The 14,835-nt window shown below is 70.4% G+C and carries 13 protein-coding genes; 9 read left to right on the top strand and 4 right to left on the bottom strand.

Annotated elements, in window-relative coordinates; translation table 11 throughout:
* Positions 1 to 225: 225 nt before the first annotated feature.
* From NUG21_RS14800 to NUG21_RS14790, 3 genes are all read right to left on the bottom strand, one after another.
* Positions 226 to 1,224 carry a FecR family protein gene (locus NUG21_RS14800; protein ID WP_263393094.1) on the bottom strand — a complete coding sequence of 333 codons (999 nt, stop codon included), beginning with the start codon at positions 1,222 to 1,224 and terminating at the stop codon, positions 226 to 228.
* Positions 1,225 to 1,289: 65 nt separating this feature from the next.
* Positions 1,290 to 1,814 (bottom strand): RNA polymerase sigma factor, encoded by a 525-nt coding sequence (locus NUG21_RS14795; protein ID WP_242156498.1) that lies wholly within the window; start codon positions 1,812 to 1,814, stop codon positions 1,290 to 1,292.
* A gap of 322 nt (positions 1,815 to 2,136) precedes the next feature.
* Positions 2,137 to 3,861: an IlvD/Edd family dehydratase gene (locus NUG21_RS14790; protein ID WP_263391273.1), complete on the bottom strand. Its 1,725-nt coding sequence runs from the start codon at positions 3,859 to 3,861 to the stop codon at positions 2,137 to 2,139.
* Positions 3,862 to 4,035: 174 nt separating this feature from the next.
* Here NUG21_RS14790 and NUG21_RS14785 point away from each other — a divergent pair, with 174 nt between their 5' ends.
* Complete coding sequence (locus tag NUG21_RS14785) at positions 4,036 to 4,833, top strand: SDR family NAD(P)-dependent oxidoreductase (protein WP_242156500.1); 798 nt, start codon at positions 4,036 to 4,038, stop codon at positions 4,831 to 4,833.
* Between the two features lie 216 nt (positions 4,834 to 5,049).
* On the opposite strand, the gene NUG21_RS14780 is transcribed toward NUG21_RS14785, so the two are convergent.
* Positions 5,050 to 6,048, bottom strand: a complete 999-nt coding sequence (locus NUG21_RS14780) for a LysR substrate-binding domain-containing protein (RefSeq protein ID WP_263391272.1) — start codon at positions 6,046 to 6,048, stop codon at positions 5,050 to 5,052.
* A gap of 152 nt (positions 6,049 to 6,200) precedes the next feature.
* Between NUG21_RS14780 and araD1 the strand changes: the two genes are divergently transcribed.
* The 8 genes from araD1 (at position 6,201) to NUG21_RS14740 (ending at position 14,832) form a co-directional block, all read left to right on the top strand.
* Entirely contained in the window at positions 6,201 to 7,208 is a 1,008-nt protein-coding gene (gene araD1, locus NUG21_RS14775) for an AraD1 family protein (RefSeq protein WP_263391271.1), read from the top strand.
* Between the two features lie 18 nt (positions 7,209 to 7,226).
* Positions 7,227 to 8,666 (top strand): aldehyde dehydrogenase family protein, encoded by a 1,440-nt coding sequence (locus NUG21_RS14770; RefSeq protein WP_263391270.1) that lies wholly within the window; start codon positions 7,227 to 7,229, stop codon positions 8,664 to 8,666.
* Positions 8,667 to 8,763: 97 nt separating this feature from the next.
* The gene (locus NUG21_RS14765) at positions 8,764 to 9,753 is read left to right on the top strand and encodes an ABC transporter substrate-binding protein (protein ID WP_263391269.1); all 990 of its coding nucleotides are present in this window, start codon (positions 8,764 to 8,766) and stop codon (positions 9,751 to 9,753) included.
* 10 nt (positions 9,754 to 9,763) lie between these two features.
* Entirely contained in the window at positions 9,764 to 11,275 is a 1,512-nt protein-coding gene (locus NUG21_RS14760; RefSeq protein ID WP_263391268.1) for a sugar ABC transporter ATP-binding protein, read from the top strand.
* Entirely contained in the window at positions 11,272 to 12,327 is a 1,056-nt protein-coding gene (locus tag NUG21_RS14755) for an ABC transporter permease (protein ID WP_263391267.1), read from the top strand. The genes NUG21_RS14760 and NUG21_RS14755 overlap by 4 nt, the downstream gene beginning before the upstream one ends.
* On the top strand, positions 12,324 to 13,349 hold the full coding sequence (gene yjfF / locus NUG21_RS14750) for a galactofuranose ABC transporter, permease protein YjfF (RefSeq protein ID WP_263391266.1): 1,026 nt from the start codon (positions 12,324 to 12,326) through the stop codon (positions 13,347 to 13,349). The genes NUG21_RS14755 and yjfF overlap by 4 nt, the downstream gene beginning before the upstream one ends.
* Before the next feature lie 45 nt (positions 13,350 to 13,394).
* Entirely contained in the window at positions 13,395 to 14,015 is a 621-nt protein-coding gene (locus NUG21_RS14745; RefSeq protein WP_019797721.1) for a glutathione S-transferase family protein, read from the top strand.
* A 97-nt stretch (positions 14,016 to 14,112) separates the two neighbouring features.
* On the top strand, positions 14,113 to 14,832 hold the full coding sequence (locus NUG21_RS14740) for a DUF4261 domain-containing protein (protein WP_263391265.1): 720 nt from the start codon (positions 14,113 to 14,115) through the stop codon (positions 14,830 to 14,832).
* Positions 14,833 to 14,835 lie beyond the last annotated feature (3 nt).

The raw sequence follows: 14,835 nt of genomic DNA, 5'->3' as shown, positions 1-14,835 counted from the left end.
CATCGGGCGTTTGCCTGCGCTGTCCCCGGACTACGAGGCGCGACCGCGACGATCGGGCACCGTTTTTCGATGAATTTTCTGTGACACGTGCGGCGGGGGCTGGCGTCGCGCGCGCACGAAGCCGCGCGTGCACGACGCGTGTGACGCGCTGATGGCACACGACGGCGTGCCGATCATTCGGTCTGGACGACGCGTGCGTCGCGCAGCGCGCGACGTCCCTCCACGCTACTGCGGGCGCACTGGTGTCTGCGCGCGGCTGCGCACGTGGATGCCGTCGGCGCTTGCGTGTACCTGCAATGTCGGCTGCGCATCGAGGAAGGCGCGCAACGCGGCGACATCGTCGCCGCGCAGGTTGCCGGTCAGCCGCATCGCACCCGCGTCGGCGTCGTCGATCAGCAGGCGGGTGCGGTTGAGCCGGTTGAAGTCTTCGGCGACATTGGCCAGCGGTTCGTCGCGGAACACGATGCGGTGCTGCCACCACGCGTGCATGGCCGCGACGTCCTCGTTGCCGAGTTCGACCCGCCCATCGGCGGTATCGATGCGCGCGCTCTGGCCGGCGCCGAGATCGGCCAGCATCGGCTGCTGCGGCTGGTCCTGGCGCCACACGTGCACGCGACCGGACGACACCTCGATGCGGGCCTGATCCCGGTGCAGGGCGATGTCGAAGGTGGTGCCGATGTCCTCTACGCGCAGGCCGCCGGCCTGCACCTGCAGCGGGCGGCGGTCGGTGGCGACCACGAAGCTGGCCTGGCCCTGCAGCAACTGCAGCGTCCGGCTCCACGGCGTCAGCGTGGCGCGCACCCGGGTCTGCGCATTGAGCCGCACCACGCTGCCGTCGGCCAGTTGCACGCGGCGTTGTTCGCCGAGCGCGGTGCGGTAGGTCTGGGGGCGTGACCAGGCCCAGCCGACCAGCACCGCCACCGCGCACACCGCGGCGGCCGCGGCCAGGCGCCAGCGTGGCGCGGCATGGAATCGCGCCGCGCGCGCTGGTGCTGTCGCGGTCGCACGCCGCGGCAACGGCAGGGCGATCACGTTGTTGGCTGCGGCGCCATCGGCGGCGGCGTCGCTGGCCAGCAAGGCATCCACGTCCAGGTCCATGCCGCGCAGCGCCTCGCCGAGGTCGCCGGCCACGCGCTGCATCGCCAGGTACTCGCGCAGGTGCTGCGGCGAGGCGGTCAGCCAGTCCAGCAGCTGCTGTTCCTGTGTTGCGTCCAGCGGCTGCATGCGCTGCAAGGCATGCCAATGCGCGGCCTCGGCAATGGCGCTGCGCGAAGAGAAGGCGCTGTCGTTCACCAGCGGTCTCCGCTGTCGGCCAGCGCGCGGCGGCAGGCGGAAAGACCGCGCACCACGTGTTTCTTGACCATATGCGGCGACACGCCCATGCGTTCGGCGATCTGCTTGTAGCTCAGCCCGTCGCGGTACTGCATCACCAGCACCGCGCGGGTGCGCGCGGGCAGGTCGGCGAGCAGGGCCTGCAGGTGCTGCTGGCGCTGCCGCCGGTGTGCGCTGTCTTCCACGTCGTCTCCCGCCGCCAGCAATTGCGAGAACTGCTCCATCTCGTCGATGCGCAGCGGCGCCTGGCGGCGACGCGCGGCCTGTTCGCGCGCCAGGTTCTGCGCGACGGTGTACAGATAGGCTTCGGGATTGGCGATGGCCTCGCCCTGCTGCCGATGCGCGCGCAGCAGCCGCAGATAGGTCTCCTGCACCATGTCCTCGGCGTCCTCGCGTGCGCCGCGGCGTACGAAGAAGCCGCGCAGCACCGGGCCGTGTTCCGCGAACATGCGCGCCCATGCGCGTTTGGGGGGAGCCGCCACCGAGCCTGCCTTGTCCCTGGGGTGCGGGGCAGGCTAGAAGCTGCAGATGACGGTTCGGTGACGTGGGCTGCGATGCGTGGGGAAGAAGTCGGTGTTCGCCACTTCCTGTGGGAGTCGACTGTCATGCAGCCGAGATGCACGGAATGGTGTGCTTTCCGATGGCGCAATGCGTCGGGACTGAAGTCCCTCCCACAGTGCACACGGCGGGCTCGCCGCGAGCTCCTGTGGGGGCGGCTTCAGCCGCGATGGGCGCTATCTGTAACGCCTGTCGCGGCTGAAGCCGCTCCTAGGAAAGCAGGGTGGATGCATCTGGCCGCGGCCGCTAATGCGAATCGCGCGCCACCGCGTCGCCGCTGCCGCCGACTAGGAAGTCCAGGTCCGCGCCCAGGTGCGCCTGCTGCACGTGCTCCACGTAGAGCTTGCTCCAGCCGCGCGTCGGCGCCGGTGGCGGCGTCCATTCGCTGCGTCGGCGCAACAGTTCCTCGTCGCTGACTTCCAGGTGCAGTGCGCGGCCGGGGACGTCGAGTTCGATGATGTCGCCGTCGCGCACCAGGGCCAGGGTGCCGCCGGCGGCGGCCTCGGGCGAGGCGTGCAGCACCACGGTGCCGTAGGCGGTGCCGCTCATGCGCGCGTCGGAGATGCGCACCATGTCGGTGACGCCGGCGCGCAGCAGCTTCGGCGGCAGCGGCATGTTGCCGACCTCGGCCATGCCTGGGTAGCCGCGCGGGCCGCAGTGCTTGAGCACCATGATGCAGTCGGCGTCGATGTCCAGCGCCTCGTCGTCGATGCGCGCCTTGAAGTCCTCGATGCTCTCGAACACCACCGCACGCCCGCGGTGCCGCAACAGGTGCGGCGAGGCGGCCGAGGGCTTGATCACCGCGCCGTCCGGCGCCAGGTTGCCGCGCAGCACGGCGATGCCGGCCTCCGCGCGCACCGGCGCCTCCAGCGGGTGGATCACCTCGCGGTTCCAGCACGGCGCCTGTGCCACGTTCTCGCCCAGGGTTTGACCATTGACGGTGCGCGCGTCCAGCGCCAGTTCGGCGCCGAGTTCGCGCATCACCGCCGGCAGCCCGCCGGCGTAGTAGAAGTCTTCCATCAGGTACTGGCCGGACGGCTTGAGGTTCACCAGGCACGGCAGGTGCGAGCCGAGCCGGTCCCAGTCGTCCAGTTGCAGCGGCACGCCCACCCGGCCGGCCAGGGCGAGCAGGTGCAGCACCGCGTTGGTGGAGCCGCCGATCGCCGCGTTGACCTTGATCGCGTTGGCGAAGGCATCGGCGGTCAGCACCTGCGACATGCGCAGGTCCTCTTCCACCATCTGCACGATGCGCCGCCCGCTGAGCCGCGCCAGCCGCGCGCGGCGCGTGTCCACCGCCGGGATCGCCGCGTTCTCCGGCAGCGACATGCCCAGTGCTTCGACCATGCTGGCCATGGTCGAGGCGGTGCCCATGGTCATGCAGCTGCCCTTGGAGCGTTGCATGCAGGCTTCGGCCTCGACGAAATCGTCCTGGCTCAGGGTGCCGGCGCGGACCATCTCCGACATCTCGATCACGCCGGTGCCCGAGCCCAGCGGCTGCCCGCGCCAGTTGCCCGACAGCGACGGCCCGCCGGACACGCCGATGGTCGGCAGGTCCACGCTGGCCGCGCCCATCAGCAGCGCCGGGGTGGTCTTGTCGCAGCCCATCAGCAGCACCACCCCGTCCAGCGGATTGGCGCGGATCGATTCCTCCACGTCCATGCTGGCGAGGTTGCGGAACAGCATCGCGGTGGGGCGCATCTGCGTCTCGCCCAGCGACATCACCGGGAACTCCAGCGGGAACCCGCCGGCCTCGTACACGCCGCGTTTGACGTGTTCGGCCAGTTCGCGCAGGTGGCCGTTGCACGGGGTCAGTTCCGACCAGGTGTTGCAGATGCCGATCACCGGGCGGCCGTCGAACATGTCGTGCGGATGGCCGGCGCTCTTGAGCCAGCTGCGGTAGTAGAAGCCCTGCTTGCCTTCGCGCCCGAACCACGCCTGGCTGCGGCGCGGCGGTTTGCTGGGTGAGCCCATGTCGGCGGATTCCTCGAGTCCAGGACGCCGGGATCCGCCTTGTGCGCAAGCCGCCCCCGGATGCTTTACGCGGGGGATGCTAGCGGGCATATTGATACGTGAAAAATAGCAAATATCTTCGAATGGATATTTGTTTTCATATATCGAAATCCTATCCACCTAGAGCGAAACGGCATGGACAACTCGGCAAGCGCGGCGCCTTCCTCCCTCGGCAACGCAACCTACGGCAGCCTGCACGGGCGCCGCGTCTTCATCACCGGCGGCGGTTCCGGCATCGGCGCCGCGCTGGTCGAGGCCTTCGCCGCGCAGGGCGCGCAGGTGGCCTTCGTCGATGTCGCGGCCGAGGCCAGCGCCGCGCTGGCCGAGCGCCTGGCCGCGGCCGGCCTGACCGCGCCGTGGTGGCGCCACTGCGACGTCACCGACGTGGCCGCGCTGCAGGCGGCGATCGGCGACGCGGCGGCCGCGCTGGGCGATTTCCACGTACTGCTCAACAACGTCGGCAGCGACGACCGCCACGCGCTGGAGGCGGTGACCCCGGACTACTGGGAGCGCTGCGTGTCGATCAACCAGCGTGCGGCGTTCTTCGCCATCCAGGCGGTGGTGCCGGGCATGCAGCGGCTGGGCGGCGGTTCCATCGTCAACCTCGGCTCCACCGGCTGGCAGAGCAAGACTGGCGGCTACCCGGTGTACGCCACCGCCAAGTCCTCGGTGAACGGCCTGACCCGCGGCCTGGCCCGCGACCTGGGCGCGGCGCGGATCCGCATCAACGTGCTGACCCCGGGCTGGGTGATGACCGAGCGCCAGGTCACCCTGTGGCTGGACGAGGCCGGCGAGCGCGAACTGGCACGCAACCAGTGCCTGCCGGACAAGGTGATGCCGGAGGACATCGCGCGCATGGCGCTGTTCCTGGCCTCGGACGAGGCGCGCGCGATCACCGCGCAGGAGTTCGTGGTGGACGGCGGCTGGACCTGAGCGGCGCAGCATTCCCACTTCGCGCGCGTCGCGGCTGAAGCCGCTCCTACAAGAACCGCGCCGGTACGGGCAAGAAGCATTGTGGGAGGGGCTTCAGTCCCGACGTGATCGGCTGTCCTTGGGCGGTGGCAGGTGAGTCCCACACTGCGCGTCGCGGCTGAAGCCGCTCCTACAAAAGCCGTGCGCCGGTATGGCAGAAGCATTGTGGGAGGGACTTCAGTCCCGACGCGATTCACGGTCCGTCGGTGGCGAGTGCGCGTCCACTGCCGCGGCGACGCCGTAGACCGCTGCGGCTGCCTCCTGCAGCGCCCGCAGCACGATCCGCGCGCCCGGCGACAGCAGCCAGTCGCGGCGGGTGATCAGGCCGAAGGCGTCCATGCGGCAGGACAGCGCCACCGGCACGATCGCCACGCTGCCGTGGTCGGCGAAATGCCGGGCCACGTCCTCCGGCACCACCGCCAGCGCGTCGCCGTGGCGCAGCAACTGCGGCAGGACCACTAGCGCCGAGGTCTCGATCACCCGCTTGGGCGCCTCCAGCCCGGCGTTCTGGAACATCAGTTCGAAGCGATGGCGCAGCACGCTGCCGTCCGGCGGCACGATCCACGGTGCCTCGGCCAGCACGGCCAGCGTCGGCGCCGGCGCCGTCAGCAGCGGATGGCCGGGGCGGGCGATGGCGCAGACCTTTTCCTCGGCCAGCGCCTGGTAGTGCAGATGGCGCTTGTCGTGCCGCGCGAACAGCCGCGCCACCACGATGTCGAGCTTGTTCTGCGCCAGGTGCTCCAGCAGCACGTCGCTGCCGTCCACGCGCAGGCTCACCCGCAGCAGCGGATGCTGCGCACCGACCTGGGCCAGCGCCGACGGCAGCAGGCTCATCGCCGGGCCGGCGATCGCGCCGACGCCGACGCTGCCGGCATAGCCGGCCTTCAGCGCCTCGATCTCGGCGCCGGCCTCACCGAGGCTGGCCAGGGCGATGCGCGCGTGGCGGATCATCGCCTCGCCGTACCAGGTCGCGCGCATGCCGCGCGGCAGGCGCTCGAACAGCGGCACCGCCAGCATGTCCTCCAGGTCCTTGAGCAGCTTGGACGCGGCCGGCTGCGACATGTTCAAGGTCTCGGCGGCACGGTGGATGTTGCCTTCCTCCTCGATCGCCAGCAGCAGCATCAATTGCCGGGTCTTCAGGCGGGCACGGACGAACCAGGGCGGGGCAGCGGGCATGGCGCTCAGAAAGATACGAATGTTCGTATACCTTAAGCCAAAACCGATATTTGTTGCATATAGGTCGTCCGGCCAGAATAGGACCGGCGCATCGCGTCGCGCGGGTTCCGCGTCGCGCGCTGCGCGCCCGCATTCCGACAGGCGACCGATTCATGCGATTGATCCAGTTGCTCGATGACGCCGGCACGCCCGGCATCGGCGTGGTGGAAGACGACGGTCGCCAGGTGCGGCTGTTGCGCGAGGTGGACTCCACCTACGCGCTGGCCAACGCGGCGCTGGCCGCCGGCACCAGCCTGGAGGCGCAGGCGCAGCAGCTGCGCGGCGAGCGCGTGCTCGACTACGCCGCACTGCTGGCCGCCGGCCGTGTGCTGCCGCCGCTGACCCATCCGGACCCGGCGCATTGCCGGGTCACCGGCACCGGCCTGACCCACCTGGGCAGTGCCGCCACCCGCGACGCCATGCACCAGAACCTGCAGCAGCAGGCGGCGCAGGGCACGCTCACCGATTCGATGAAGATCTTCCAGCTCGGCGTGGACGGCGGCATCCCGCGCGACGGCCAGCCCGGCGCGCAGCCGGAATGGTTCTACAAGGGCGACGGCAGCAGCCTGGTCGCGCCGGGCGCGCCGCTGCCCTCGCCGGACTTCGCCCTGGACGGCGGCGAGGAGCCGGAACTGGTCGGGCTGTACGTGATCGGCGGCGACGGCGTGCCGTACCGGCTCGGCTTCGCGCTGGGCAACGAGTTCTCCGATCACGTCACCGAGCGCCAGAACTATCTGTACCTGGCCCATTCCAAGCTGCGCGCCTGCGCGGTCGGCCCGGAACTGCGCTGCGGCGCATTGCCGCGCGACCTGCGCGGACACAGCCGCATCCGCCGCGGCGATACGGTGATCTGGGAGAAGCCCTTCGTCACCGGCGAGGCCAACATGTGCCATTCGCTGGCCAATCTCGAGTACCACCATTTCAAGTACGCCGCGCACCGCGTGCCCGGCGACGTGCACCTGCATTTCTTCGGCACCGCCACGCTGAGCTTTGCCGACGGCGTGCAGGCGCAGCCCGGCGACCGCTTCGAGATCGAACTGGCCGAGTTCGGCGCGGCGCTGGTCAATCCCTTGCAGCGCGTCGACAGCGGATTCGCCTTGGGCGGCGTGCGCGCGCTGTAGAACCGCACGGAGGTAGGCATGACCCGACAGTTCCAGAGCTACATCGACGGCCGCTGGGTGGCCGGCGACGACCTCGCCCCCGACGAGAATCCCTCCGACCTGTCGTCCCCGGTCGGCGAAGCCGGCCGTGTCGACGCGGCCACGGTGCGCGAGGCGATCGCCGCGGCCAATGCGGCGCAATCGGCGTGGGCCGCGAGCACCCCGCAACAGCGCGCCGATGCGCTGGACGCGGTCGGTAGCGAGATCTTGGCGCGCAAGCAGGAGCTGGGCGCGCTGCTGGCCTCGGAAGAGGGCAAGACCTTGCCGGAGAGCATCGCCGAGGCGGCGCGTGCCGGGCAGATCTTCAAGTTCTTCGCTGGCGAGGCCCTGCGTATTCCCGGCGAGACGCTGGCCTCCACCCGGCCCGGGGTCAACGTCGAGATCACCCGCGAGCCGGTCGGCACGGTCGGCATCATCGCGCCGTGGAATTTCCCGCTGGCGATCCCGGCGTGGAAGATCGCGCCGGCGCTGGCCTACGGCAACACGGTGGTGTTCAAGCCCGCGGAGATCGTGCCCGGCTGCGCCTGGGCGCTGGCCGAGATCCTCAGCCGCGCCGGCCTGCCCAATGGCGCGTTCAACCTGGTGCTCGGCAGCGGCAGCACGGTCGGCCAGGCGCTGGTCGGCGAGCGCGGCATCGATGCGCTGAGCTTCACCGGCTCGGTGCCGACCGGCAACCGGCTGCTCAAGCAGGCCGCCGAGCGCGGGCTGAAGATCCAGTTGGAGATGGGCGGCAAGAATCCGCTGGTGGTGCTGGCCGATGCCGACCTGGACCTGGCGGTGGAGATCGCGGTCAACGGTTCCTATTTCTCCACCGGCCAGCGCTGTACCGCATCGAGCCGGCTGATCGTCGAACGCGCGGTGCACGACGACTTCGTCGCGCGCCTGCGTACGCGCCTGGCCGCGCTGAAGATCGGCCATGCGCTGGAGCCGGGCGTGGACATCGGCCCGGTCGCCAGCGCCAGCCAGTTCGAACAGGACCGCGACTACCTGCGCATCGCCCGCGAGGAAGGCGCCGAACTGCTCTATGGCGGCGAGGCGCTGGAGGGTGCGCACCGTGGTTATTACCTGCGCCCGGCGCTGGTCGCCGCGCAGCCGCAGCACCGCATCGCCCGGGAGGAAGTGTTCGGCCCGGTCGCCGCGGTGCTGGTGGCCGACGACTACGAACACGCGTTGGCGCTGGCCAACGACACCGAATTCGGCCTGTGCGCCGGCATCGCCACGCGCTCGCTGAAGTACGCCACGCATTTCAAGCGGCACGCGCAGGCGGGCATGGTGATGGTCAACCTGCCCACCGCCGGCGTCGACCCGCACGTGCCGTTCGGCGGACGCAAGGCGTCCAGCTACGGCCCGCGCGAGCAGGGCCGCTATGCGGTGGAGTTCTACACCACGGTCAAGACTGCCTATACGTCCGCACTATGAACTGATCGAACCAACGCACGCCGGCCTGGGAGGGTGGGCGGCGCGTCGCGGCCTCCGGGCCCGTCCGCCGCCAGCGTGCCATCAATGAGGAGGGGCTATGCAGAAGCACACGTCGGGAATGCGGGCGCTGGGAATCGCGGCACTGCTGGGCATGGCGCTGGCCGCCTGTTCCGGCGGCGGCAAGGACGCAGGCAAGGCGGGACATCTCACGGTCGGCTTCAGCCAGGTCGGCGCCGAGAGCGAATGGCGCACCGCCAACACCGCCTCGATCAAGCAGGCCGTCGCCGACGCCGGCATGAAACTGAAGTTCTCCGACGCGCAGCAGAAGCAGGAGAACCAGATCAAGGCGCTGCGCTCGTTCATCGCCCAGCGCGTGGACGTGATCGCGTTTTCGCCGGTGGTGGAGTCGGGCTGGGAGACGGTGCTGCGCGAGGCCAAGGCCGCCAATATCCCGGTGGTGCTGACCGACCGCGCGGTAAAGGTGTCCGACGACAGCCTCTACGTCACCCTGATCGGCTCGGACTTCGTCGAGGAAGGGCGCAAGGCGGCGCGCTGGCTGGTCGAGCGCTCGCCGCTGAAGGACGGCGACAAGCCGGTGCGCATCGTCGAACTGCAGGGCACGGTGGGCTCGGCGCCGGCGATCGATCGCATGAAGGGCTTCAAGGAGATCATCGCGGCCCATCCGCGCTTCCAGATCGTGCGCTCGCAGAGCGGCGACTTCACCCGCGCCAAGGGCAAGGAAGTGATGGAGGCGTTCCTGAAGGCGGAAGGGCGCAACATCGACGTGCTCTACGCGCACAACGACGACATGGCGATCGGCGCGATCCAGGCGATCGAGGAAGCCGGGCTGAAGCCGGGCAAGGACATCCTGGTGATCTCGGTGGACGGAGTGAAGGGGGCGTTCGAGGCGATGCAGGCGGGCAAGCTCAACGTCACCGTCGAATGCAATCCGCTGCTTGGCCCGCAACTGGTGCAGGCCATCCGCGACCTCAAGGCCGGCAAGCCGCTGCCCAAGCGCATCGTGGTCGAGGAGTCGGTGTACACCCAGGACCAGGCCGCGGCCGAACTGCCCAAGCGCAAGTACTGAGGGCGCGCGCATGCATCCGCCGGTGCTGGAGGCGCAGGGACTGAGCAAGGCCTACGCTGGCGTGGCCGCGCTGGAGGACGTGGCGCTGCGCCTGCGCGGCGGCGAGATCCACGCGCTGATGGGCCAGAACGGCGCCGGCAAGTCGACGCTGATCAAGCTGCTCACCGGGGTGACGGCGGCCGATGCCGGGCGCATCGCGCTGGACGGCGCGCTCGTCGCGCCGGCCTCGCCGCAGCAGGCGCAACGCCTCGGCATCAGCACCGTGTACCAGGAAGTGAACCTGTGCCCGAACCTGTCGGTAGCCGAGAACCTGTTCGCCGGCCGCTATCCGCTGCGCGGCTGGCCGCGGCGCATCGACTGGCGCCGGGTCGAGCGCGAGGCCGACGCCGGCCTGCAGCGTCTGGGCATCGCCGTCGACGTGCGCCGCGCGCTGGGCAGCTATCCGGTGGCGGTGCAGCAGATGGTGGCGATCGCGCGCGCGGTCGGCGTGTCGGCGCGGGTGCTGATCCTCGACGAACCCACCTCCAGCCTCGACGAAGGCGAGGTAGCCGAGCTGTTCCGGGTGATGCGTGCGCTGCGCGAGGCCGGCATGGCGATCCTGTTCGTCACCCACTTCCTGGACCAGGTGTACGCGGTGGCCGACCGCATCAGCGTGCTGCGCAACGGTCGCCTGGTCGGCGAATACACGCCCGATGCGTTGCCCGCGCCGCAACTGGTCGCGGCGATGGTCGGGCGTGCGCTCGATCCGGCCAGCGCCGCGGCCGCCACCGTGCGCGAGCCCGCGCCCGAGGACGCGACGCCGCTGCTGCAGGCACAGGGCCTGGGCCGGCGCGGCCAGCTGCAGCCGGTCGATCTGCACGTGTGCCGCGGCCAGGTGCTGGGCCTGGCCGGCCTGCTCGGCGCCGGCCGCACCGAACTGGCGCGGCTGCTGTTCGGGCTGGACCGTGCCGATCGCGGCCGCGTGGCGATCGACGGCCGCGCCGTGGCGCTGCGCGGCCCGCCCGATGCCATCGCCCATGGCGTGGCGCTGTGCCCGGAAGAGCGCAAGACCGAGGGCATCGTCGCCGAGCTGTCGGTGCGCGAGAACATCGTGCTGGCGCTGCAGGCGCGCATGGGTCTGCGCCGGTTCCTGGCGCCGGCCGAGCAGGTGCGCATCGCGCAGGGCTACGTGGACGTGCTGGGCATCAAGACCGCCAGCCTGGAGACGCCGGTGGGGCTGCTGTCCGGCGGCAACCAGCAGAAGGTGGTGCTGGCGCGCTGGCTGGCGACGCGGCCGCGGCTGCTGATCCTCGACGAACCCACCCGCGGCATCGACATCGCCGCCAAGCAGGACATCATGACCCGGATCCTGGCCTTGGCCCGCGAGGGCATGGCGGTACTGTTCATCTCCGCCGAGGTCGCCGAGATCGCGCGCATCGCCGACCGCATCGCGGTGCTGCGCGAACGCCGCCTGGTCGGCGAGCTGCCCGGCGGCTGCGGCGAGCGTGCGATCTTCGACCTGATCGCCGGGAGTGCGGCATGAGCGCCGCCGCCACGCCCGACACCACCGTGCCGCGCTGGCCGGCGCGGCTGCGTGCGCACCCGTTGTTCTGGCCGCTGGCGACGCTGGCCGTGCTGCTGCTCGGAAACGGCCTGTTCGACCCCGGTTTCCTGAGCCTGCAATGGCGCGACGGCCACCTGTACGGCAGCCTGGTCGACATCGGCAACCGTGCCGCGCCGCTGGCGCTGGTGGCGATGGGCATGACCCTGGTGATCGCGGTGCGCGGGCTGGACATCTCCGTCGGCGCGGTGGTGGCGATCGCCGCGACGGTGGCGGCCTGGATGATCGGCGGCGGCGAACACAGCCGCTTCCCGCTGTGGGCGGTGCTGCTGGCGCCGCTGCTGGTGGCGGCGCTGTGCGGGCTGTGGAACGGGCTGCTGGTGGTCAAGGTCGGCATGCAGCCGATCATCGCCACGCTGATCCTGATGGTGGCCGGGCGCGGCATCGCGCAACTGATCGGCGACGGGCAGATCCTGACCATCTACTACCCGCCGTACTTCTACCTCGGCAACGGCTTCCTGCTCGGCCTGCCGTTCGCCTTGTTCGTGGTCGCCGCGGTGTTCGTGGCGTTGCAACTGCTGCTGGGGCGCACCGCGCTGGGGCTGTTCGTGCGTGCGATCGGCCACAACCCGCGGGCGGCGCGAGTGGCGGGCGTGCGGGCGCGGCTGATCGCCGTGCTGTTGTACGTGTTCTGCGCGTTCAGCGCCGGCCTGGCCGGGTTGCTGATCAGTTCCAACGTCAAGAGCGCCGACGCCAACAACGCCGGGCAGCTGATGGAGCTGGACGCGATCCTCGCGGTCACTCTCGGCGGCACGCTGCTCGATGGCGGCCGCTTCAGCCTGGCCGGCAGCGTGATCGGCGCGCTGATCATCCAGACCCTGACCGCGACAATCTACGCGTTCGGCGTGCCGGCGCAGGTCACCATGCTGATCAAGGCGCTGCTGGTGTTCGCGGTGATGCTGCTGCAGTCGCCGGCCTTCCGCGCCACCCTGCGCGGCTGGATCAAGCGGCCGCCGCCGCGGGTGCGGCCATGAGCGCGGCGGCTCCGCGCTTGGCGGTGCCCGGCCGGCGCAAGGCGGCGGGGATGCTGCAGGGCGCACGCCTGCCGCTGGCGATCACCGTTGCACTGTTCGTGGCCATGCTCGCGGCCGGCGGCGTGCTCTACGACGGCTTCCTGGCGCCGCAGGTGCTGGCCAATCTGCTGATCGACAACGCCTTCCTGTGCATCGCCGCGGTGGGCATGAGCCTGGTGATCCTCAGCGGCGGCATCGATTTGTCGGTGGGCGCGGTGCTGGCCTTCGCCACGGTGCTGTCGGCGTCGCTGGTCGAGCGCCATGGCTGGTCGCCGCTGGCGGCGGTCCCGCTGGTGCTGCTGCTCGGCAGCGCGTTCGGCGCCGGCATGGGCCTGCTGATCCAGCGCTACCGTCTGCAGCCGTTCGTGGTCACCCTGGCCGGCATGTTCCTGGCGCGCGGCGCCAGCACGCTGATCAGCGTCGATTCGATCCCCATCACCGACCCGCTGTACACCGCGATCGCGCAGGCGCGGCTGCCGCTGGGCGGTGGCGCCTCGCTGTCGATCGGTGCGCTGATCGCGCTGGCCATGGTGGCGCTGGGCATGTGGCTGACCCAGTGCACCCGCTTCGGCCGCTGCGTGTATGCGCTCGGCGGCAGCGAGGCCTCGGCGCGGCTGATGGGCCTGCCGGTGGAAGCGACGCAGGTACGCGTCTACGCCTTCAGCGGCTTCTGCTCGGCGCTGGCCGGGGTGGTGTGCACGTTCTACATGCTGTCCGGCTACAGCCTGCACGCGCAGGGCCTGGAGCTGGACGCCATCGCCGCGGTGGTGATCGGCGGCACCCTGCTGGCCGGCGGCAGCGGCTATGTGATCGGCACCTTGTTCGGCGTGCTGATCCTGGGCGCGATCCAGACCCTGATCGTGTTTGACGGCACGCTCAGCTCGTGGTGGACGCGCATCGTGATCGGCGGCCTGCTGCTGCTGTTCTGCCTGCTGCAGCGGCTGCTGACCCGGCGCCTGCCGGACGCCGCGATGGGCGATTGAGCGGCGCGGCGGCGTAGAATTGCCCGACCCAACGGGAGCGTCGACATGCTGAAGATCTGGGGCCGCCACAATTCGAGCAACGTACGCAAGGTGCTGTGGTGCGCCGAGGAGATCGGCCTGGCCTACACCTCCATCGAGGTTGGCGGCGCGTTCGGCGGCAACGATGCACCGGCCTACCGCGCGCTCAATCCCAACGGCCTGGTGCCGGCGATCGAGGACGATGGCCTGGCATTGTGGGAATCCAACGCCATCGTGCGTTACCTGGCCGCGCGCTACGCCCCGGGCACACTGTATCCGCCGGATCCGGCGTTGCGCGCGCAGGGCGACAAGTGGATGGACTGGACCACCTCGCGCTTCGCCGGTGTCTTCCGCGATCTGTTCTGGGGCGTGCTGCGCACCGCGCCCGAGCAGCGCGACGCCGCCCGGATCGCCGCCGCGCTGGACCAATCGGCCGCGCTGTTGCACACCGCCGATGCTGCGCTGGCGCAGCAACCCTGGCTGTCGGGCGAGCACTTCGCGATGGGCGACATCCCGCTCGGCAGTTTCGCCTACGCCTGGTTCGAGATGCCGATCGAGCGCCCGGCGCTGCCGCACCTGCAGGCCTGGTACCAGCGCCTGCAGCAGCGCCCGGCCTACCGCAAGGGCGTGATGACGGCGCTGACCTGAATCGCGGCGGTCATGGCCGACGCGTCGTCGCGGCGGCGGCCATGCCGGTGAACTGTTCGCGCATGTGATTCCATCTGACGGCAAGGAGCCGCCTCCCTTGATCGAGCCCCCCAAGATCGTGCTCTGCATTCCCGGGCCATGGCCGGATCGCACCGACCTGCTGGCGCGCATCGTCCAGGACAGCGGCGGCTACCTGTTCGCCGGGCAGGTGCTGATGCACATGGACAGCGGCCAGGCATGCGAACTGCAGCACGAGCCGTACGATGCACGCATGGCCGACGCGTTCGCCGCCGCCGGACCGCACTGGCGCGGTTCCGCGGACATGGCGCCCATCGGCACGCATGCGTCCGTCGTCTACCTCATCGGTGCCGGCGGTTCGCGGGTGCGTGCCGAGACGATGATGCGCGCGGCCGCGGCGTTGCTGGACGCCGGTGGCCTGGGGGTCAAGGTGGAAAGCAGCGGCGTTGCCCATAGCCCGGCGGACTGGCGCCGGTTGTGTGCGGACCTGTCGCTGGGCAGTGCCCATCGCGCCTATGTGCTCAACATCACCGGCGAGCAGGTGCATTCCTGCGGCATGCACCAGTTCGGCATGAAGGACGCGATCGTCGCGGCGCAGGCGGCATCCGATCCGGTCGGCCTGCTGCACACCTTCACCTGCTACCTGTTCAACGAAGCGCCCGACGTGCGCGAGGGCCACACCTTTGCCGTTGCACACGGCGCGCCGCGCTATCGGCTCCAGGCCGAGGCCAGCAGCCAGTTCCAACCCGGCGATCTGTTCGCCAATCCCTATGGACTGTGGCGGCTGACGCCGTTGTAAGCG

Source organism: Xanthomonas sp. CFBP 8445, from assembly GCF_025666235.1.
Taxonomy (GTDB): domain Bacteria; phylum Pseudomonadota; class Gammaproteobacteria; order Xanthomonadales; family Xanthomonadaceae; genus Xanthomonas_A; species Xanthomonas_A indica.
The sequence above is the reverse complement of the archived record's forward strand: the minus strand, read 5'-3'. Positions and strand labels throughout refer to the sequence as shown.

Coding starts and splice junctions, on each gene's coding strand:
- NUG21_RS14800 (WP_263393094.1), bottom strand. CDS start 1,224: ATGCAGCCGCTGGACGCAACACAGGAACAGCAGCTGCTGGACTGGCTG.
- NUG21_RS14790 (WP_263391273.1), bottom strand. CDS start 3,861: ATGGGCTCACCCAGCAAACCGCCGCGCCGCAGCCAGGCGTGGTTCGGG.
- NUG21_RS14785 (WP_242156500.1), top strand. CDS start 4,036: ATGGACAACTCGGCAAGCGCGGCGCCTTCCTCCCTCGGCAACGCAACC.
- NUG21_RS14780 (WP_263391272.1), bottom strand. CDS start 6,048: ATGCCCGCTGCCCCGCCCTGGTTCGTCCGTGCCCGCCTGAAGACCCGG.
- araD1 (WP_263391271.1), top strand. CDS start 6,201: ATGCGATTGATCCAGTTGCTCGATGACGCCGGCACGCCCGGCATCGGC.
- NUG21_RS14770 (WP_263391270.1), top strand. CDS start 7,227: ATGACCCGACAGTTCCAGAGCTACATCGACGGCCGCTGGGTGGCCGGC.
- NUG21_RS14765 (WP_263391269.1), top strand. CDS start 8,764: ATGCAGAAGCACACGTCGGGAATGCGGGCGCTGGGAATCGCGGCACTG.
- NUG21_RS14760 (WP_263391268.1), top strand. CDS start 9,764: ATGCATCCGCCGGTGCTGGAGGCGCAGGGACTGAGCAAGGCCTACGCT.
- NUG21_RS14755 (WP_263391267.1), top strand. CDS start 11,272: ATGAGCGCCGCCGCCACGCCCGACACCACCGTGCCGCGCTGGCCGGCG.
- yjfF (WP_263391266.1), top strand. CDS start 12,324: ATGAGCGCGGCGGCTCCGCGCTTGGCGGTGCCCGGCCGGCGCAAGGCG.
- NUG21_RS14745 (WP_019797721.1), top strand. CDS start 13,395: ATGCTGAAGATCTGGGGCCGCCACAATTCGAGCAACGTACGCAAGGTG.